Below are 19194 nucleotides of genomic sequence, written 5' to 3'. Positions count from 1 at the left end.
TCTTTTCATTAAATCAGCTTTTGCTTAAATCAGATTTGCTAAAATCAGTTTTTAGGTGATTTAAATGGAGTGGAAAGGCTGGAAATGGTATTACGAGAGGAAAAAACAATTAAAAAAAATTGCAAGACCAATTGGAACACGAGAACAGGTTAAAGCTTGGAAGGAGCTTATAGAGCTTGAAAAGTTAGCAAACGAACAGAGATACAAAGAAGCGATGAAAAGAAATGAAAAAGACCTTAAGCGCTTTGGTGAGGCTTATAGATCAATTTATGAGAGGAATAAAAGACTTTATGAGAGACAATGGAAGAATGCTTTAAAAAAAAGACTAATGAAGAGAGTTATTAAAAAGCCAATAAGGAGAATTAAAAGACCACAAATAATAAGACCTATAGGTCTTATTAGAAAAAAATCAACATCACAACCAAAGCCTAAATCTAAACAAGCCATAATCAGAGCTAAGCAGAATCTAAGTTCACCACTACCACAACCAAAGCCAATACCAAAAAGAGAGTTCAAGGTTACTGTTCAATCAAAGCCTAAGCAAAAGGCGAGATTTGATATTAAAAAAGTTGTTTTTCTTGCACTTGGCGCATTCATAGTGCTCAAGATTTTGAGAAGGTGATTAAAATGGCTTTACCAGCTGTTGTCATGGCTTATAAAGAGAAAGGAAACATCGCAAAGCTTGCAGTTTACGGTATTGCTGGAATTGCAATAGTCTATTTTGGATACAAAGTTTATAAGCAAATCAAGAAGTTCGGAGCAAGTTTAGAGGCAATTAAAGAAGGTGTTAAAGAAGGTATTGAAGAGATCAAGCAATATGGATTTACTAAACCTTTAACACCAAAGGATACGGTTGAGATAATCACAAAGAGAGCTTCAAAAGAACCAAATAAGCCTTATTTGGTTGATGAGACGATTTATAACGCTTTGAAAGAGCAAGGTTATTCCTTGCCAAAGAACGCTAAGCCTTACAAACCAGATTATAGCAAAGTTGAGAGGAAACAAAGCATAATTGGAACTAAGTTAGGTTTGTGGATGCCGAAAGAAGAGAAAAAGAAGGCTGAGAGAGTTAAACCGACTTATAAGACTAATAAAGAGATAATGGCGATTGAAGGTAAGCGCTGGCAGGCGAGGTATGAAGCGAGGATTAAAGCTAAGCCAACTTATAAGACAAATAAGGAGCTTGCCAAAATCTATGGTAAGAGATGGCAAGCGATAGCAAGATACTACAAGAGAAGAAGACCAGCTTCACCATTACCAAAACAGATGAGGATCAAGCCTATTCTGGATTATAAAAAGAGAAGAATTCTACCAGTTCCAATAGAAAAGGCGGTGATTGCACTATGAAGCTTGACAGAAAAACAATCTTTGAGGCTTTCATTCTATTTTTGCTTTGGTTTGCGTTTCAAGTGCAGTTTACTAAGTTCATCAAGCGGATAAGGTGATTATCATGTATGAAGAGGCTTTAATCACGGCTTTGGCTACCGCAATTGTTACGGCAATAACGACAGTTGGCGCTAATAAGGCTTTGCTTCAGAGGATAACTAACCAGCTTGATGAGCTTGAAAATAGAGTTTTCGATCATGAAAAGCGTTTGTCAAAACTTGAAGGTAAATTAAATGGTGTGGTGAGGTGAAATGGCGAAAAAGATTGTTGGTAGAAAATATACCTATTTCTATAATCCAAAAACTGGCATTTGGATGAAGGCTAAGAGGTTGAAGAATGGACAGCTTAGGATCGTTGGAAAAGCAACAAGGAGCGAGGTTAAAAGAGCTTCAAGGTGATGATCATGGCTAACACAATTTACTTAGGAAAGCGAGTTAAAGATACTGGAGAGAAAGGTTTAGACAATCTGAGAGAGGTTAGAGACATTTGTAAGGAGATAATTCATGATTTCGTGAGTGGAAAGATTTCTTATGCCAAAGCAATGAGACGCTTAAACTTCTTAAAAACAACAGTTATTAAGCGAGATTCTAAGCTTGAAGGAAAGAAGAGAAAGGCTTATGCAATTGTTGAGAATTTCAAGAAAAAGCTGAGAAATCTTAGAGAAAAGGTTGAAGGTAGAGTTAGAAAGAAAAAGAAGGCAAATTCAAAGAGTAAGAAGAAAGGAAAGAAAGGCAAGAAGAGCAAAAAGAAAAGGTGAGTAGAATGGCTTATGTTAAGCTGATAAAATTCAGAGGTTATGATTTTAGTGAGAAGGCAATAAGGAAAATCGCTTTTGAGAAGCCTAAGGTTGAGATGGTAAAATCAGCGGATAAAGGTGAGAGGAAGTTGGAGCTTTGGAAAAGGCTTTTTGGAAGTGGAGTAATGTTATTATTGCTTGCACTAACGCTTTTGTTAGTTAAAAAATACGTTGATAGTCATAAAGGACGGTGAGAAAGATGACTTTTGGTGAAAAAAAGTTTTATGCTGAGTTTGAAGATGCTGATAATATACCAGTCGAGCTTGACGCTTCAAAGACTAAAGACGAGGTAAATTTCGGAAGAAAAGCTCACATTTGCGCCATCAGCGTTAGTCATGGAAATGACGATTATGTTATTGTTAAGCTAAGGAAAGAGGAAGATACAAGACCATTCTGGAAGCATAAGTTCTACAAAGGCTTGAATGGACAAGTGTTCTTTTTGCCAATTCCAAAAGGTGGAGTTAGTAAAATCGTGATTGAGATCGAGCCAAAGCCTGGAACAACAATAACTGATTCCGTGTTAGTGAACATCAGCTACATTTGATCTTTAATTTTTCTATCAAGGTGATAAAAATGCTGATGCTGAAAGGCGTTGGTGGTAGTTTTGTCCTCGAAGGTGGATTTATTGAAATAGACATTGGAAGCTTAGGCTTTGGAATAAGCTCCTCAAAAGGCATAGGTACTGTCCACTATGGATCGAGTTTAAGCAAAAATATTGGTGTTTTGCATTTTGGAACTTCACTAAGTAAAAGTTTAGGCGCTTTAGCTTTTGGTGTTTCCTTGAGCGATGGTTTAGGCTATGCGACTGATATAACGCTTGTGTGAGGTGAGTGAGATGGCGAGTTATGTGAGAGATTTGGCACTTGTGAAATACTACAAGGAGAGTTTGAGCGAATACGCAACATATCTTCCAGCAAAAGTGAATAACACAAGCGATAAGGCGATTTATGTAAAACTTAGCATAAGTAGTCAAGGAAACTTGCTTTGGTATTTTGATGATGGTGCTGGAAACTTAGTAACTGAGAAAACTTACACAATAAACGCATATTCAGTTTTAGAGCTTAATGAGAAGCTTGTTGCTTCAACTGTGCCGACCGAAACACAAAAAGACCAAGTGCTGATAAAAGTTCAGTATTACAAAGATTCAGCATTGACACAACTGTTTGGAGAGGATAACATTACAGTGAATATTCATTGCTACATTCAGCAAGCTGATGGATCATGGACTTCAACACAATATCCAAACGAAAGTGATATTATCTTTGAAAAATGGAATTTTTCAGGATTGGCACTAACCAATATAACTGATGGAACGAGATTGACAGGAGTAAATGGATTAGCAGACTTATACTTTAAATTAATCGCTTCAGGTGGAGGAGTCGCAACTTACGTTAGCGATGTTGGTTTAGTTACTGATGCTTCACTAAAGATTACAATTCAAGGAAATAAGAGCTATGGATATAGAAGACTATGGATATATCCAATGAATGCAGGAACAACAGACATTATAAACGACAAATTCTTTTCAGCAATCGTAAATGTAACTGCATACAATATTTATGATGCTTCAAGGGGGAGATTATATGTTGAAGCATTATATTCAACATCCTTAGATGATACTGATGTATCAAGATACTTTATGCGACTACAAGCAGTAACAATTAGGAAAGTTATATTTCTACCGTTCCAAAATCTGAATCCAGCAATATTTCAGTATGCCTATGCGGATTACGATACTACAATAAGCATAGTTGCTCAATACGATGGAGTCTATGTTTTCAATAAGTTGCCTTGAATGCTTTTCTCTTTTTCACCAAATTTTTAAACGATTAATGCAAAGGTTAGAGTGGTGAGTTGGATGGCTACAAAAGTGAAAAACTCTGAAGGTGTTAGGCTCCTCATTAATGAAGTTGCAAAGGCCGTTGGTGTTTCACCTAAAGAGCTTGTAGAGTATTACGAGTGGAAGGCTAATCTAAAAAAACTCAAGACCAAGAAAATGACTAAAAAGGAAGTTCAGCAAGTACTACAGGAATGGAAGAGTGAAAGAACTGGCATAAGCGAGGAGAAAGCAATCGAGATTTATTATGAGGCTGAGGAGGAAATCAAGAGATGGAAAGAAATCGAAAGAAAGCTCAAAAAGCTCGGTTTAGAGTAGTCCTTGATACTTCAGTTTTAATTGCCGCTTTGATGTCCTCACAAGGATATGCCTTTGAAGTGATTGAAAAAGTCTTAACTGGTCAGATAACTAACTATTACTCTCGAAAAACACTCCAAGAATACAAGATCGTGGTGGCATATCCAAAAATAATAAAGAAGATTCCAGTCGAAGTTGCAATATTAAGAGTTAGTGCCGTTATATCTTCTTCTAAGCTAATATCAATTAAAAAGAGTTTCCAGAAGAGTAAGCGTATTAAGGAGCTTGTAAAAGATGAAAAGGACATTCCGTTTCTTGATGTTGTCTATAATGCTAAAGCTGAGTTTTTGATAACCTATGACAGGAAGCATTTGCTTAAAATCAGAGATAAAGCGAGAAAGTTTAAGCTGAATTCTCATGAGTTCTACATCTTAACACCAAAAGAATTCATCAAGGAATTTTATGAAGCAAACAAAAAGAAAAAGAAGCTTTAATCGAGTTTTGGAAACTTATCGGCGATTTTCTTATATTGTTCTTTCGCAAGTCTGATTTTATCAAGGTAATGTGTTGATCCAACATCAACGCTTGAACGTCCTTGAATGAATTCTGCAATGTCCTTTTCAACGCCATTTTGTCTTAAAAAGTTGTAGTGGAATTTTCTAAGCAGTTTTGCACCAAAGTTGATGCCTTCTTTACCAAAGCGCTTATCAATTCTCTCTGGAAGGTTGCCAACGTATCTTATATTTTCAGCTAATTCTTCTCCAAAGTGTTTAGGCATTATTGCGATGTAAGTTCCTTTCTTTCCTCTTTTTGCTTCATGTGTTAGGATATAAGCAATGTTGCCTTCAAATTTAATGTCGCTTTTCTTCAAGTTCTTGAAGATTCTAACCGCTTGATCAAGCCTTAAGCCAGTATAGTATAAGAACTTGAAGAATAGTGGAAACGGATCGTTTGGTATTCTGCTTTTTGTCTTAACGTATTCGATTGCTCTTTTGTATGCTTTTTTGATTTCGTTGATGTTAATTTTTTCAAAGACTTCTTCGCTTGGTGCTTCAGCTTTCTTTGATTGTATTGCTTTTTTCATTCTCTCATAATCTTCCATGTTGATTAAGCCAATTTCGAATAAGAAGTTCAAGAAGTTTCTTAATCCGTTTGCATACCATTTTCCATAATTTAGCGCTTTTAGTGCTTCCATGATGTCTAAGTTGTCTTTGATCTTAAATTTGCTGAATAGTTTATCCAATGCGCTTATGTATGATTTGACTGTTTTGCGTTGGTTTTTCTCCAGTTGGTCTAATGTTTTGCCTTTATATTTCTTATTTAGATACCAGCTTAGGAATTTGTTTTTATACTCTTTCCATAGGTCGTTAAGCAGAAAGCCTTTAGAAGGTTGCTTTTTGGTAATTGGCTCAGAAAAAATGTCAGGCTCTTGAAGCATGTCCATAACTTCTTTTTGGCTTTTCTCGGTTGTTATGACTTGGATTTTAGAATGGAGTGGATCTTGAGTCCACCGCCTTTGACCAGGCTCGGCAACCCCCGCTCCATCACTCTATACAACAGTGCAGTTTTAAAAACCTTATGGTCAAGTTTTAAATGAATGTTCAGCGTTCCAACTTCTTAACACCCTCTTTAGTGCCGACCAAGACAATATCAGCTATATCAGCAAAGATTCCATTCTCCACGACGCCAGGAATGTTGTTAAGCTCAATCTCTAAATCCAGAGGGTCTTCAATCCTTTCAAACTTGGCATCAAGTATGAAGTTTCCATTGTCCGTAATTACAGGGCCGTCTTTCTTAATACCCATCCTGAGCTCAGCTGTAGCATTAAAAACTTCAAGCTCTTCCTTTATAACCCTCCAAGCCGCTGGAATTACCTCAATTGGAACAGGCATTTTTTGTCCGAGATATTCCACAAGTTTAGACTCATCAACGAGAACGAGAAAAGTTCCAGCTCTATACTCGATAATTTTCTCCATGGTTAAAGCTGCTCCCCTGCCTTTGATCAAATTTAAATGCGGGTCAACCTCATCTGCCCCGTCAACGGCTATATCTATTGCATCAACTTCATCTAAACTAACAACCGGAACTCCACTCTCCAAAGCCAGAATTCTCGCTTGATATGAAGTTGGCAGTCCATAAACATCAAAAAGCTCCTCGTTCATAATCATCTTGCCCAGCATTTTGATGAAATACGCTGTTGTGGAACCAGTACCTAACCCAACTATCATATCGTCCTCAATATACTTCAAAGCCTCCTTTGCGACCAGCTTTTTCATCTCCTCAGTGTTCATAATTCATCCCTTTGTTGCGTTATACAATAAGCTCTGATTTGAATAGAACACAGGCTGCTGTGGGAGCACTATGTTGTAAACGAGTATCGTGAAGTAAAACCAGAACAACAGGAAGCCCCAAAATGACTTCTTGAGAAGAACATTCTCGTCTTGCAGTTCTCCAGGCAGATCCTTAATAGTGGCTTTAATTACCTTAGGAGTTAGCAGATACAAGAGCAGACCGGCAATGTAGCCAAGATTAGCGTTAGCAGAAAGTACACCGCTGATTATCCCACCCAAAGCCCCCATTGCATAGATGACAAGTGACACTTTGCTCTCAACTCTCACGTTTCCCACCTAAAAGGCTTAGTATTTAAAGGTCTTTAAAATTCTTTCTATTCTTCAAAGTTCTCCAACAAGCGCTGTCCCTTTTCAGTCAATTTGTAGTAAATTTTCCTTCCTTTCTTGTATGCCTCTTCTATGAGCCCCAAGCTCTCAAGCTCTTTAATGTGCTGGTAAACTGCTTGATACTTCATTGGCTTTTCTAAGTTCTCCCATATTTCATAGCCGTACATAGGCTTTTCCTTCAGCAATTTGAGGATTTTAAGCTTAGTTCCACCAATGGAGAACTTCTCACGCTCATCTATATAATAGCTCTTGAGCCCGGAACCAGTGACAATGAGAACAATCCTATCGTCTTTTTCAAAATATCCCTCATTGCTAAGCTTAATGAGAGCCGGAACTACTACAGCTGATGCGTATTCAACAAAAACACCCTCTTTAGCCAATAGCTTTTCTCCCAAGTCAAGTTCATCTTCCCTAACTACGACAGCTGTTCCACCACTTTCTTTTACAGCTTTAACTGCTCTTTCCCGATTTGCAGGATCCTTAACATAAAGCCCTAAAGCTTTTGTGAATTCTCTCTTTTGTCTTATCCCCAAAATTTCACTCGCTATTGGGTTGCACTTATCTGTTTGAACAGCTATTAGCTTCGGCAATTCCTCAATTGCCCCAATCTCCAAAAGCTCCTTAAAACCCTTATAAATGCTGTAGAGATTGCTCCCACTTCCCGTTGGAACAACAACATGTGTTGGATTTATCTCTTCCCAAAGCTCAAAAGCTACAGTTTTCTGTCCCTCTAATCCAATTATGTTGTTCTCTGGGGTTATATCGTACAAGCCATTGAGCTTTGCAAGCTCTTTAGCGTAATCTACACACTCATCAACACTGTCCCCATAGCGGATTATCTTTGCACCGAAGGCTATCATTTGAATGAGCTTTCCTTTATCGACCCTTCTCGGCACTACAACAAAAGCCTCTCTGTTAGCTCTTGCAGCATAAGCAGCTAAAGAAGCAGCGGCATTTCCATCGCTTGCAACTATAAAACCATTATCAGCATGAGGGAGGCCATAAGAAACCCCAACAGTTACGAGTCTGTCTCTAAAAGAGCCTGTAGGATTTCGAGTCTCATCTTTTATGTAGACGCTGAGATTTAACATTTCACCAATTTTAGCTTTCACTAAGGGAGTTCCCCCTTCTTTGAGAGTTACGATCTCATCAACTCTTGGTAGAAGCTCTTTATAGCGCCAAACTCCTTTCTCACGGTTTTTCCACTTCTTTGGATTAACGGCGGAGTAGTCATATGTTATCTCAAGCAGTTCACCACATAGGCATCGTGGAGGAATAAAAGAGGAATACTCTCTCCCACATCTTGGACATCTCATGCTATCACCAAAAGATAGATAGTAAAAAGGTCACTTTAACCTTATTGCATCCAGATTGTTGGGTGCTCTTGTTGAGATGCTGAATCTTTTATGCAGACTTGAAGCTAAATCAAGACACTTCTGTGGTTCACCGTGAACCGTGATTACCCTCTCGGGTCTTGGCCTTACCTTTGCAACGTAGCTCATCAGCTCTCTCCTATCAGCATGACCTGAGAATCCATCGATTGTGTGTACTTCCATGTTTACCCTTATCACTTCTGTCCTGCCACCCTCCCCAATTGTTGGTATTTCTTTGAGACCCCTCTGCACTTGCCTTCCAAGTGTCCCTTCTGCCTGATAGCTGACGAAAATTATTGAATTCCTTGGATCTGGCGCCAGTTGTTTGAAGTACTCAACACTCGGTCCACCAACAAGCATGCCAGAAGATGCTATTATGATTGCTGGCTCTTCACTGTCAATTATGTCTTGCCTCTCCTTAGAATTTGCAACTGGCTTGAATATTTCATTTAAAAATGGGTTGTATCCCTCGTGGAATATCTGATCCCTCAAGTGCTTGCTCAGATATTCTGGATAGGCAGTGTGAATTGCTGTTGCCTCCCAGATCATTCCATCAAGATATATCGGCACTTCAATGCCGCCAACTCTTGCGTACTCCTCAAGAACCATCATGATCTCCTGAGCCCTACCAACGGCCATTGCTGGGATAAGCACTTTTCCTTTTCTCTTTATCGTTTGATGAATAACCTCAATGAGCTTTTTCTCTGCATCTTCTCTTGGCATCTGATAGTCATTGCTTCCTCCGTATGTTGACTCCATGATCAGCGTTTCAAGCCTTGGAAACCTTGCATTGGCAGGTTCAAACAGCCTTGTTGGAATGAACTTGAAGTCTCCCGTAACTGCCACATTATGGAGCCCATTTCCAATGTGGAGATGAACTATGGCAGAACCCAAAATGTGTCCAGCGTTGTGAAGGGTAAGCCTCATGTCTGGAGATATGTCCCTTACTTCCCCATAATCGAGGGTTATCGTATGCTTTACAACTTCTTTTATGTCTTTTGGCTTATAAAGCGGTTCTGCACCGTTGCTCTGCTGTATTTCGATGAAATCCTTCTGCAAAAGAACCATTAAGTCCCTTGTTGGGGGGGTTGTATAAATTGGTCCATCAAAGAGGTTGTAGCGGAAGAGATATGGTAACAATCCGCTGTGATCCAAATGGGCGTGGGTGATGATTATAGCGTCCAGCAATCCTTCATTCAAGACATATCTAAACTCAGGGGCGTCAAAATGCGGAAATGCTTTTTTTGGGTCATTTAACGCTGCAACGTTTATTCCGAAATCAACCAGAACAAAGCTTTCATTTGTTTGAACAAGTAGGGCACTTCTTCCAACCTCTCTAAAGCCCCCAAGACCCGTTATTCTGATCCACTCACTTTTAAGCTCCGGCTTTCTGTAAATGTTTCTCCCCACATTCCTGAGAAACTTTCTTCTGTCTTTGCTCTCTGTTTGGAGAATCTGTCTAATCGAATATATTGTTTGGGACTGTAAAGGTGGGGTTCTAACAACTCTCGGCGCCCAGTGAACCTTCTGTGTTATTTTTCTTAATGTCTCGCCGTTCTTTCCAATAACCAGTCCCGGCTTTTTAGCCTCAATAATGACCTCACCAACAGAAGGGTCAAAGCTTATGTTTGTGATTTCAGCTTCAGAAGGTACTATCTCCTTAATCAAGCCTTCAGCTCTCTCGGGAGGGAGAAGCACATCTGGATCAGGTCTGACACTAATTCTTTTTTTGAGAACCTTAGCAAGATTTTTAATTAAATCCCCATCTTGCATTATTGCCTCGGGATTTTTAACATAAATAACGAGCTCAGGGCCTTCAAACTCAATATCTGTTATTTTCGCTTCTCTTGGAACCATTTGATTTATAATCTCCCTCATTTCCTTTAAAATGTCATCTACAAAGCTCTCCCTCTTTATCACTTTACTCACCTCTGAACTTAAAGAGTTTTGAGAATCTTATCAACTTCCTTTTTGTCGAGTTCTCTGTATCCTTCTTTTGTAATTTTAACAACCAGTATTCCATCTCCCGTGAAAATGTCTCTCTTAATAGCAGTGTTTATTGCTTTAACTGCTAATTTAACGCCTTCATCAACACTCATGTCCTCTTTGTATTCATTTTCTAAAACAGCATATGCAAACTCCATACCAGAACCTGCCGAAACATATTTATCCTCAGTCATTCCTCCAGCCATATCAACAGAATAAAGATTTGGCTTTTCATCATAGCCCCCAATTAAGAACCAGCCAAGATATGGGAAATATTTTGTCCCATTGAGAATGTTTGCTGTTAATGTTGCCAAAGCCTTAACACTCATCTCCCTGCCAACCCTTGCTCTATAAAGCTTGGTCTCTGCCCTGAGCATCCTGACAAGACTTAAGATGTCCCCCACATTGCCTGCACCTGCCAACGCTAAGTGCTCGTCTATCTGAAATATCTTTGTGACATTCTTTGACATAACCATGTTGCCAATTGTTGCTCTCATATCCGCTGCTAACACCACTCCGTCATTACAAACAATGCCTACTGTTGTTGTCCCTTTAAATTTACTCAAGTGCAACACCCCTTTAGCCATGATAGAACAGATAGAACTCTACAAAACCCCCTAATCCTGAATACTATTTAAAGTTTTCGCATTTGGGAGGTTGATTTATAAACTTCTTTGATGAAAATCTAACAGCTTTGAGCAAAATTAAAAGGTGGCAAAAATGAAAGAGGTAATTCTCCTAACTGGCCCTCCGCTTAACGGAAGAGATGAATACATTGAGGAAGCTCTAAAGCTTGCAGAAAAAGAGAGCTACGCCTACTATCATGTCTTTGAATACCTAAAAGAGGTGGGGAAGGAAAGGGGGGTCAAAATCACGAGAAAAAATGTTCTTGACTTTGCAATAAGCCACCCAGATTTAATGAATGACATTAGAGACGAAGCTTTTGAAAAAATAAGGATGCATATAGACAACAGCGACAAGAAGTTTCATCTGGTTTCAACACCTTCCCTCTTTAGATGGGGGAGTGGGAGTGTTTTGGGATTTACTCTCAGCAATCTAAAACTACTCAAGCCTGACAGAGTCGTAATAATGCTTGACGATATTCTAAGCGTCAGGAGAAGGATTATAAATGATCCAGAGTGGTTCGAGCGATTTGGAAAGGAAAAAGATAACATAAAGCTAACCACCTTAGTTATGTGGCGAGAAGATGCTATAAATCATGTTAAAACGCTAATTCATGAGCTGAAAAAAGAAGGCATAGAAGTCCGATATATCCTCCAGTTTGGAATAAGACATCCATATCAAACGTTCATAGATTTAATATTCCACGAGAAAGAAAAGCCCCTCGTTTATCTCAGCTACCCGATGACCGGGCATGAAGAAGAATACTACCACAGAGTTAGAGGGTTCTACAAAAAGCTCAGCAAATACTTTACTGTTCTTGACCCTGGTGCCTTAGATGACTGGTGGATCGTTGCAGAGTACGATAATCAAGTCGAAAGAAATCCGGGGATAAAGAAGATTAGGATTAAAAACATCTTTGATGGAGAAGAAGTCGAAGAGCTTGAGAGAGAAGACATCGAGCAGGCAACGGACATTCTAAGAAGACAGCTGGTAGAAAGGGACTTTAACCTTGTTGACGTCAGCAAGGCAATAGCCGTCTACCATTATGCCGAAGGCATCTCAGCCGGAGTTATAAGCGAGATGGCTGAAGCATACAGAACACTGGCAGCAATCTATCTGTATTATCCATTTAAGAGGAGACCCAGCCCATTCATGGAGTTCTACGGTATGCAGAATCCATCAAGGAGAACCATGTTCAAAAATGAGGACGAGATGATTCAGGCAATGGTGGAGGAAAAAGAATATTGGGCTAAAGCCTAATTTCTTTTTTGATTTTTAATTAATCTTCAAAAAAGCTAATTTTCACAGAAAAGAACAATAAGAAAAGAGGAAGAAGATCACTTCTTGACCCATCCTCTGTCAAGCATTGCCTGGTAGACTCTGCTGACGGCAACGACATAAGCTGCGTCTCTCATGTTGATGTTCTTCTCCTTGTGGGTGTTGTAGACGTCCCAGAATGCCTTGGTCATCTTCTTGTCAAGCTTTGCCCTTGTCTCTTCAACTGTCCAGTAGTCGCCAGTTATGTTCTGCACCCATTCGAAGTAGCTGACTGTAACACCACCGGCGTTACAGAGGAAGTCTGGAATGATAAGGATGCCTTTCTCATAGAGAATCTCATCTGCCTCTGGGGTGGTTGGGCCGTTTGCAAGCTCCGCTATGATCTTAGCCTTGATGTTGTCGGCGTTCTTCTTGGTGATAACTTCCTCAATTGCAGCTGGTGCGAGGACATCAACCTCAAGCTCTAAGAGCTCTTCGTTTGTGATGTTTGTTGCACCTGGGAAGTCCTTAACTGAGCCGTGCTCCTTCTTCCACTTAAGGACTTCATCAGCATTGAGTCCATCTGGGTTGTAGATACCACCCTTGCTGTCGCTGACTGCAACAACTTTCATTCCGTACTCTTCGCTCATGATCTTAGCCATGTAGTAACCGGCGTTACCATAACCCTGGATTGCGATTGTCTTGCCCTTAAGGGTGTCCCATCCAAGAGCCTTGGCTGCCTCTCTAACTGTGAATGAAGCGCCTCTTGCTGTTGCATCCATTCTCGCTATTATACCACCAACGCTTGGTGGCTTACCTGTGATGATACCGAAGGCAGGAGTCTTCCTTCTTGAGATCATCTCATATTCGTCCATCATCCAAGCCATGATCTGTGGGTTAGTGTAAACATCTGGGGCTGGAATGTCCGTGTATGGGCTTATGATGTCATAGATAGCTCTTATATACCCTCTTGCAAGCCTCTCCTTCTCTCTATCGGAGAGCTCCTTCGGGTTACAGATGATACCACCCTTACCTCCACCGTATGGGAGGTCCATAACAGCAGTCTTCCAGGTCATCCAAGCAGCCAAAGCTTTAACGGTGCTGAGTGTCTCTTCAGGGTGCCACCTAATTCCACCCTTTGTTGGACCGCGAGCCCAGTTGTACTGGACTCTAAAACCAGTGAAGACTTTTACAGAACCGTCATCCATCTCAACAGGGATTGTTACCTCAAGAATTCTTTGAGGTCTCTTTAAAAACTCCAAAGCCTCTTCACTTATATCCATATACTGGGCAGCTCTTTCAAGCTGCTTAACAGCAATTTCAAATGGGTCTTGCTCAACCATGTTCATCCCTCCAATTTAGGTGATTGGCGATACACTTTTGGGCAATTACCTATATAAACCTTTCGCCGAAAAAGCTTGGAAAACTCTTATTTCTAAACGAAAGGTTATATATGGAAATTTCAGCCAGAATAAGAAAATTTCCAAAACTTTTCGGCTTAGAAAAGCCCACAGAACTTTAAGTTTACATACATCAGTGTACACAAAAGAATATCAATGTCCCAAAATTTCGGACATATGAAATTTTTTGACAAAAAGCCCTCAGCGAGAAGTCGGTCATCACTGCTCAGCTCACTCTCGTTGCAATCATCGGGCGATACAAAATTTAACACCTCATGCTTAAAAGCCTTTATGAAACCACCTCAGGTAAAGTCTAAATATATTAGAAAAATTACCGGAAAGACAAAAAATCTTTTACTTTTTACCAGAGTATTGAAAAAATGACAAAAATGCTGTTTGCTTACTTTTAAGCTCAAGTAAATCGTCTTTTGCCGAAATAAAAAAAGAGAAAGCTTTATTAATGAGTGACGAAGTAGAGTATAATTGCAAAATATTTGAGCATTGCTGCAGTGTTTGATATATTGAAGGTTGGGGTGAAGCACCATGGAACAAAGAGATAGATGGGCAACCAAACTTGGTTTGATTTTAGCTATGGCAGGTAATGCCATCGGTCTTGGAAACTTCTGGAGATTTCCGTACCAGCTTGCCAGCAATGGTGGCGGTGCCTTCATGATACCATATTTCATTGCACTGTTCTTCTTGGGCATTCCAGTGATGTGGATTGAGTGGACAACAGGAAGATACGGTGGAAAATACGGTCATGGTACACTGGGACCAATGTTCTATTTGATGGCAAGAGAAAGTGTTAAACCAAAGACCGCATTAATTTTCGGTATAATAGGCGGCATGCTGGCATTTTCAGTTTCATCATTGCTGAGCTCATACTACTACCAAGTTATCGGATGGTCAGCTGCATACACATACTACAGCCTTACCGGTGCATACTTCGGACAAGATACCGTGAAGTTCTTCCTGAACTATGTAGCAAATCTCAAAGCAGTTATATTCTTCTGGGGCATAACAATGGTTCTCCTTGGCATTGCGGTAGGACAGGGTGTCAGCAAGGGTATCGAGAGATGGGTCAAGGTAATGATGCCACTATTGTATGTGTTCGCTATCTTACTAGTTATCAGAGCCCTAACCCTTGGCTCACCAGTTAAGCCAGAATGGAGCTCAATTAAAGGTTTGGAATACATTTGGACACCTAACTTTACAGCATTAAAGCAAAACTTCTTCAAGATAAGCTTAGCTGCCGCAGGACAGATATTCTTCACGTTAAGTTTGGGTATGGGTATTATTCACAACTATGCCAGCTATCTTGGACCAGAGGATGATGTTGCTCTCTCCGGTTTAGCAACGGTCTCACTTAACGAGTTCGCTGAGGTTATACTTGGTGGTTCATTGGCTATTCCAATCGCATTCGCATACTTAGGACCAGAGCAGGCAATCAAAGGTGGTGTTGGATTAGCATATATGGCACTGCCAAACGTTTTCATGCACATGCCTGGAGGAAGAATATTTGGTGCAATGTGGTTCCTCCTGCTATGGTTCGCAGGATTCACATCAGCTATCGCAACATACAACTATCTGGTAGCAATGCTTGAGGAAGACCTCAAGATCGACAGAAAGGTCGGCACATGGTTGGTGTTCATATTCCTGTTCCTCCTCGGACTGCCAGTTGCATTGGACAGCAGCTTAGTTTACTTGAGCGAACTTGACATGTGGGTTGGTTCATACTTCCTCGTACTGCTTGGATTCTTCGACGTCATAGTAGGCGTGTGGCTTTTCAAGCCAGACAACTTCTGGGAGGAGCTCCACAAAGGTGCATTTATCAACGTTCCAGAGTGGTTCAAGCCAATTATAATGTATATCGCCCCAATATTCATGGCAGTACTCCTAATTGGAAACACAAAAGACTACTACAGCATGGGAGCGCTTAGATTCCACGTTTCAAAAGCCTATGTTGAGAACGTCCTTGGAGGCTCATATCCAGACGCTGTACCACTGGTGCTCAGGGCAAGAATAGTGATCCTCATAATCCTGATCATTGGTGCCATCGAAGCATACTTAGCAATCAAGAAGAAGTACGGAGAAGAGCTTGAAAAGAACGAGGTCATCATCAAGGTGTGAGGTGGTAAAGATGAAAGCCAGCGCCTTAGCTTTCCTGATTTTTGCATGGGGCTCAATCTTTTTCATGATGTACTGGAGCATTACTAAGTTGCTTAAGGCTGAGCAACAACAAAAGGCTTAAAGCCTCTTCTTTTCCTTTTTAAATTTGGGAGGTGTATTTTGTGAAGAGCCCAGGAATTCTTAAAGAGACTGCAGAGGTTCTCAAACAGACAAAGGAAAGAGTGTTAAACTTAAAGACACTTTCCGAAAAAAATAAGCAGAAAGTTTTGAGATTACTGGATGAAGCCGCAAGAAATTTTGAAGAACTTTCTGCTGATGTGGTTGTTGATAATGTAGAGCTTGCCGAATTCTTCCATAGGAGGGCAGTGGAGTTAAAAAATAACACCTACGATAAAAGAATAGACCGCCTTGGAGAAAAAGAGTACGTTAGAGATGTCGAAAGGATCAACAGGTATTCAAAAGCTGCACCTTATGATTTTTCAGGAAAAATTAAAGAGCTAAACAAAGTTTACAAAGCGTATCTTTACGGATTAGTTCCGTTTTTCATAATCTCAGGCATTTTTGGACCGGCATATGCCATAACTGCGTTGATATTGGTAATACCCGCTTTACTCTCCCTCTTCAGCATGAAGAAAAGGGGAAGCCTGGGGTTGATGCTGGCATATGCAGTAATTCCAATTCCACTGGTGATGGGGGCTTTAACAATTAGGTACAGCATTTGGGCACTTACAACTCCAGGAGAGCTCGCAAGAATAGCAGAGCAGATGGGAAAAAGTATCGGATTTGCCCAGTTTGCGGTAATATTCCTGCTCGTGCTGGGGGTAATTGAGGTAGCTTTACTCGGTTATGCCGCTTATGGTCTCTATAAGCACAGACATGCGTTCCTCTAATATAATGCGTCGTTTCCTTTTTCTCCGGTTCTTATTCTTATTGCATCATAAACTGGCAAAACAAATATCTTCCCATCTCCCGGAATTCCCCTTTTTGCATTTCTAATTATTGCATCTATAACCTTCTCAACATCCTCATCTTTGATAACAATTTCAATTTTGAGTTTTGGCAGCAAATCATAAGGAGGGACTCCCCCTTGAACTCCCCTACCTTTAACAGGGTACACAGTTAATGGAACAATGCCAAGCTGCCTGAGGGCATTTTTAACTTTCTCAAAATCTTCTTCCCTAATAATGGCTTCAACCTTTTTCATAATATCACCAAATATACTTAGATTTTAAGAAAGATAAAAGTTTCTATTTTTCAAAGATTAAGTTGTCAAAAGTGGGGTAAATTTAAAGATAAAAAAATGAAGGGTCAAGGGATCTGGCTCACAAATTTTTTCAACCTTTTAACTGAAATCTTTGTCTTCCTTGCAAGATCTTCTAAATCAGCACTCTTTAGATCGTTGAGCGTTCTTATACCAGCTTTTTCAAGTTTCTCGAGGGTCTTTGGACCTATTCCTTTTATTTTTAAAAGTTCGCTTTGGATCTTCTTACTTTTTCTTCTCTTTAGTTTAGGAAGTTCTTTGGGGGTTCTTTTCCTTTTTATTTTTTCCGTCGCATAAGCTCTCTGTACTACTGTGTATGAATAAACAACCTCATTGGCAACTTTGGTTTTTTCTTCAGAGCTTTCTTTTTCTTCTGGAATCTCAGGTGGTTTCACATATTCAGAGAAGGTAGGCGGTTCTTCACTCACGTAAACTTCTATATTTATGGGGTGGAAGGGATTGTCTTTCTCCTCAATCCCCTCTAAGAATTCAACCTCTCTGAATTCACCACTCTTGAAGTACTCTTCTAAAGCATTTGCCAAGCGGTGGAAGACATTTGCATGCTCCAAAAGGCGTCTCTTTCCATACTCCTTAGCTTGACCAGTTGTTATGAGGAATGGCCAGTCGCTGCTCTCAATCAGCAAAAGCTCCCTTCCAAGCTGTTCCAAAACCCTATCTCCAAACTCATCTTCATGGAGGTATTTGCTCACCAAAGCAACCATTCTGTCCTCAGCTCTGTGTATGTGCTCCCACATCCACTCAACTTCAGGATTCCACCATGTGTAATGAGTCCCATACATCCCCCATGAACCTTCCGGGAGTTCTATCTCATACCTCTCTCCTTTATAACTCTCAAGGAACCTTGAAATCGTAGTTGTCTCTATTCCCTCCTCGCTCATTAACTCTAAAACACGACCCAGCCACTTGACACCTTCAAACCACCAGTGACCAAAGAGCTCAGTGTCATAAGGAGCAACTATTATGCCCTTGTCTCCCGTCTCTTTCTCATAATTTTCGAGCAATCCTCTCACCAAACTGACGAAGTGCTTTGCATGTTCTTCAGTTCTTTTTAAAGCCTTTTCCGGAACATATGGCTCTTTATCTCCTAAATCAATGTGCTTTCCAGTGACACGCCAGTACTGACCTCCGCTCTTCTCAGCTTTCTTGTGGAACTCCCTGTACCAAAAGTCACCGGGATACCCGATATCAGCACTCCAAACCTGCAGTCCAGTTTCTCTGTTCCTTGCAAAGACTGCTATGTTTGTGCCTTTTATGAAGTATGGTCTCAGCGTTGACTTCGGAGTCTTGGCTGGGAGGATTTTTCCATAGCCAAAGCTTGCGGGCCCTTCATCAATGAGATGACTTTCAACAAAGAAGAACTTAAGGTTGTACTTCTCTAAGAACTTCTCCAAACCTTTTCTCCACAGGATTTCCCCGTTGCTTGGACTCTGCCAAAAGCCTTCTGGACGATAGGCACATTCTGGGAGCCATATGCCATTGGGTTTCCTTCCAAAGTGCTTCTCATATGTCAATATTCCATTCACGAGCTGTCCTTCAATTGCTTCATCTCTCCCCAAGAGGGGCAGATAGCCGTGAGTTGCTGCCGAAGTTATGATTTCAATGTATCCCTCATCTTGGAACTGCTTTAATTTTCCAAGGATGTCCCCCTTAATGGACTTCCAGTATCTGAAGACCTCTTCAAAATAATTGAGCATGTATTCAACAGCTTTCTTCAACTCAGCGTCTTCAAACCTCTTCAAATCCTCACGCATAGCGTTGAGTTTTCTCTCCATATATTTCTCAAACTCAGCTTTCATGTACTCATCCGCAAGCTGCTCTGCTAAAATCGGTGTTATCCCAATGACCAGCTGAAACTTAACACCTTTCTTTTTTAAGCGTTCAAACTCCATTAAAAGAGGGATATAGCTCTCTGCTATCGCCTCGAATATCCACTCCTCACCAAATGGCCATTTGCCGTGCTTTCTCACATAAGGGATGTGGGTGTGTAGTACAAACGTAAAATATCCTTTAGCCATAAAATACCACCTCCAAGCTTAAATTCCACTGATCATTAATTATTTTTGAGTATTTAACAATTTCGGAATGGAGATGTTTTTTATAATCCAAAAATGGTTTATGGTGGTGAAATAGCCCTCCTAAAGTTTATAT

General features: G+C 40.3%; 23 protein-coding genes. 14 read left to right on the top strand and 9 right to left on the bottom strand.

Features of this window, described 5'->3' with window-relative positions:
* Positions 1–64: 64 nt before the first annotated feature.
* The 11 genes from VFC49_RS09180 (at position 65) to VFC49_RS09130 (ending at position 4810) form a co-directional block, all read left to right on the top strand.
* Entirely contained in the window at positions 65–622 is a 558-nt protein-coding gene (locus VFC49_RS09180) for a hypothetical protein (RefSeq protein WP_324735308.1), read from the top strand.
* A 5-nt stretch (positions 623–627) separates the two neighbouring features.
* Positions 628–1347 carry a hypothetical protein gene (locus tag VFC49_RS09175; protein ID WP_324735307.1) on the top strand — a complete coding sequence of 240 codons (720 nt, stop codon included), beginning with the start codon at positions 628–630 and terminating at the stop codon, positions 1345–1347.
* A 103-nt stretch (positions 1348–1450) separates the two neighbouring features.
* Positions 1451–1636: a hypothetical protein gene (locus VFC49_RS09170; RefSeq protein WP_324735306.1), complete on the top strand. Its 186-nt coding sequence runs from the start codon at positions 1451–1453 to the stop codon at positions 1634–1636.
* Between the two features lies 1 nt (position 1637).
* A complete protein-coding gene (locus VFC49_RS09165) occupies positions 1638–1784 on the top strand; it encodes a hypothetical protein (RefSeq protein ID WP_324735305.1) in 147 nt (48 codons plus the stop codon).
* Between the two features lie 5 nt (positions 1785–1789).
* The gene (locus VFC49_RS09160; protein WP_324735304.1) at positions 1790–2143 is read left to right on the top strand and encodes a hypothetical protein; all 354 of its coding nucleotides are present in this window, start codon (positions 1790–1792) and stop codon (positions 2141–2143) included.
* A gap of 5 nt (positions 2144–2148) precedes the next feature.
* Positions 2149–2376, top strand: a complete 228-nt coding sequence (locus tag VFC49_RS09155; protein WP_324735303.1) for a hypothetical protein — start codon at positions 2149–2151, stop codon at positions 2374–2376.
* 5 nt (positions 2377–2381) lie between these two features.
* Positions 2382–2726 (top strand): hypothetical protein, encoded by a 345-nt coding sequence (locus VFC49_RS09150; protein WP_324735302.1) that lies wholly within the window; start codon positions 2382–2384, stop codon positions 2724–2726.
* 29 nt (positions 2727–2755) lie between these two features.
* Positions 2756–3007: a hypothetical protein gene (locus VFC49_RS09145; RefSeq protein WP_324735301.1), complete on the top strand. Its 252-nt coding sequence runs from the start codon at positions 2756–2758 to the stop codon at positions 3005–3007.
* A gap of 10 nt (positions 3008–3017) precedes the next feature.
* Positions 3018–3977, top strand: coding sequence for a hypothetical protein (locus tag VFC49_RS09140; protein WP_324735300.1), 960 nt, complete (start codon positions 3018–3020; stop codon positions 3975–3977).
* A gap of 63 nt (positions 3978–4040) precedes the next feature.
* A complete protein-coding gene (locus tag VFC49_RS09135; RefSeq protein WP_324735299.1) occupies positions 4041–4337 on the top strand; it encodes a hypothetical protein in 297 nt (98 codons plus the stop codon).
* On the top strand, positions 4292–4810 hold the full coding sequence (locus VFC49_RS09130) for a putative toxin-antitoxin system toxin component, PIN family (protein WP_324735298.1): 519 nt from the start codon (positions 4292–4294) through the stop codon (positions 4808–4810). The genes VFC49_RS09135 and VFC49_RS09130 overlap by 46 nt, the downstream gene beginning before the upstream one ends.
* On the opposite strand, the gene VFC49_RS09125 is transcribed toward VFC49_RS09130, so the two are convergent.
* The 6 genes from VFC49_RS09125 to psmB form a co-directional block, all read right to left on the bottom strand.
* Entirely contained in the window at positions 4807–5760 is a 954-nt protein-coding gene (locus VFC49_RS09125; protein WP_324735297.1) for an integrase, read from the bottom strand. The two genes, VFC49_RS09130 and VFC49_RS09125, sit on opposite strands and share 4 nt — an antisense overlap.
* Before the next feature lie 157 nt (positions 5761–5917).
* Positions 5918–6607, bottom strand: coding sequence for a ribose-5-phosphate isomerase RpiA (gene rpiA, locus VFC49_RS09120; protein ID WP_324735296.1), 690 nt, complete (start codon positions 6605–6607; stop codon positions 5918–5920).
* A gap of 3 nt (positions 6608–6610) precedes the next feature.
* On the bottom strand, positions 6611–6943 hold the full coding sequence (locus tag VFC49_RS09115) for a hypothetical protein (protein WP_324735295.1): 333 nt from the start codon (positions 6941–6943) through the stop codon (positions 6611–6613).
* Positions 6944–6981: 38 nt separating this feature from the next.
* Positions 6982–8310, bottom strand: a complete 1329-nt coding sequence (gene thrC, locus VFC49_RS09110) for a threonine synthase (protein ID WP_324735294.1) — start codon at positions 8308–8310, stop codon at positions 6982–6984.
* 30 nt (positions 8311–8340) lie between these two features.
* Complete coding sequence (locus tag VFC49_RS09105) at positions 8341–10287, bottom strand: beta-CASP ribonuclease aCPSF1 (protein ID WP_013468439.1); 1947 nt, start codon at positions 10285–10287, stop codon at positions 8341–8343.
* A gap of 17 nt (positions 10288–10304) precedes the next feature.
* Positions 10305–10940, bottom strand: a complete 636-nt coding sequence (gene psmB, locus VFC49_RS09100) for an archaeal proteasome endopeptidase complex subunit beta (RefSeq protein ID WP_324735293.1) — start codon at positions 10938–10940, stop codon at positions 10305–10307.
* A gap of 133 nt (positions 10941–11073) precedes the next feature.
* Here psmB and VFC49_RS09095 point away from each other — a divergent pair, with 133 nt between their 5' ends.
* The gene (locus VFC49_RS09095; RefSeq protein ID WP_324735292.1) at positions 11074–12237 is read left to right on the top strand and encodes a hypothetical protein; all 1164 of its coding nucleotides are present in this window, start codon (positions 11074–11076) and stop codon (positions 12235–12237) included.
* Between the two features lie 77 nt (positions 12238–12314).
* Here the strand turns inward: VFC49_RS09095 and gdhA are convergent, their stop codons facing one another.
* On the bottom strand, positions 12315–13577 hold the full coding sequence (gdhA, locus tag VFC49_RS09090; protein WP_324736712.1) for a glutamate dehydrogenase: 1263 nt from the start codon (positions 13575–13577) through the stop codon (positions 12315–12317).
* A gap of 600 nt (positions 13578–14177) precedes the next feature.
* Between gdhA and VFC49_RS09085 the strand changes: the two genes are divergently transcribed.
* Together VFC49_RS09085 and VFC49_RS09080 are read left to right on the top strand one after the other, a co-directional pair.
* On the top strand, positions 14178–15764 hold the full coding sequence (locus VFC49_RS09085; RefSeq protein ID WP_324735291.1) for a sodium-dependent transporter: 1587 nt from the start codon (positions 14178–14180) through the stop codon (positions 15762–15764).
* Positions 15765–15925: 161 nt separating this feature from the next.
* On the top strand, positions 15926–16654 hold the full coding sequence (locus tag VFC49_RS09080) for a hypothetical protein (RefSeq protein ID WP_013468432.1): 729 nt from the start codon (positions 15926–15928) through the stop codon (positions 16652–16654).
* Here VFC49_RS09080 and VFC49_RS09075 read toward each other — a convergent pair.
* Positions 16651–16968 (bottom strand): P-II family nitrogen regulator, encoded by a 318-nt coding sequence (locus VFC49_RS09075; protein WP_324735290.1) that lies wholly within the window; start codon positions 16966–16968, stop codon positions 16651–16653. The genes VFC49_RS09080 and VFC49_RS09075 overlap by 4 nt on opposite strands.
* 104 nt (positions 16969–17072) lie before the next feature.
* Entirely contained in the window at positions 17073–19061 is a 1989-nt protein-coding gene (locus VFC49_RS09070; protein WP_324735289.1) for a 1,4-alpha-glucan branching protein, read from the bottom strand.
* Positions 19062–19194: the final 133 nt, after the last annotated feature.

The organism is Thermococcus sp. SY098 (assembly GCF_035621495.1).
In the GTDB taxonomy this organism is placed as follows: Archaea; Methanobacteriota_B; Thermococci; order Thermococcales; family Thermococcaceae; genus Thermococcus_B.
Note: the sequence above shows the minus strand (reverse complement) of the source record. Positions and strands in the feature narration are given on the sequence as shown.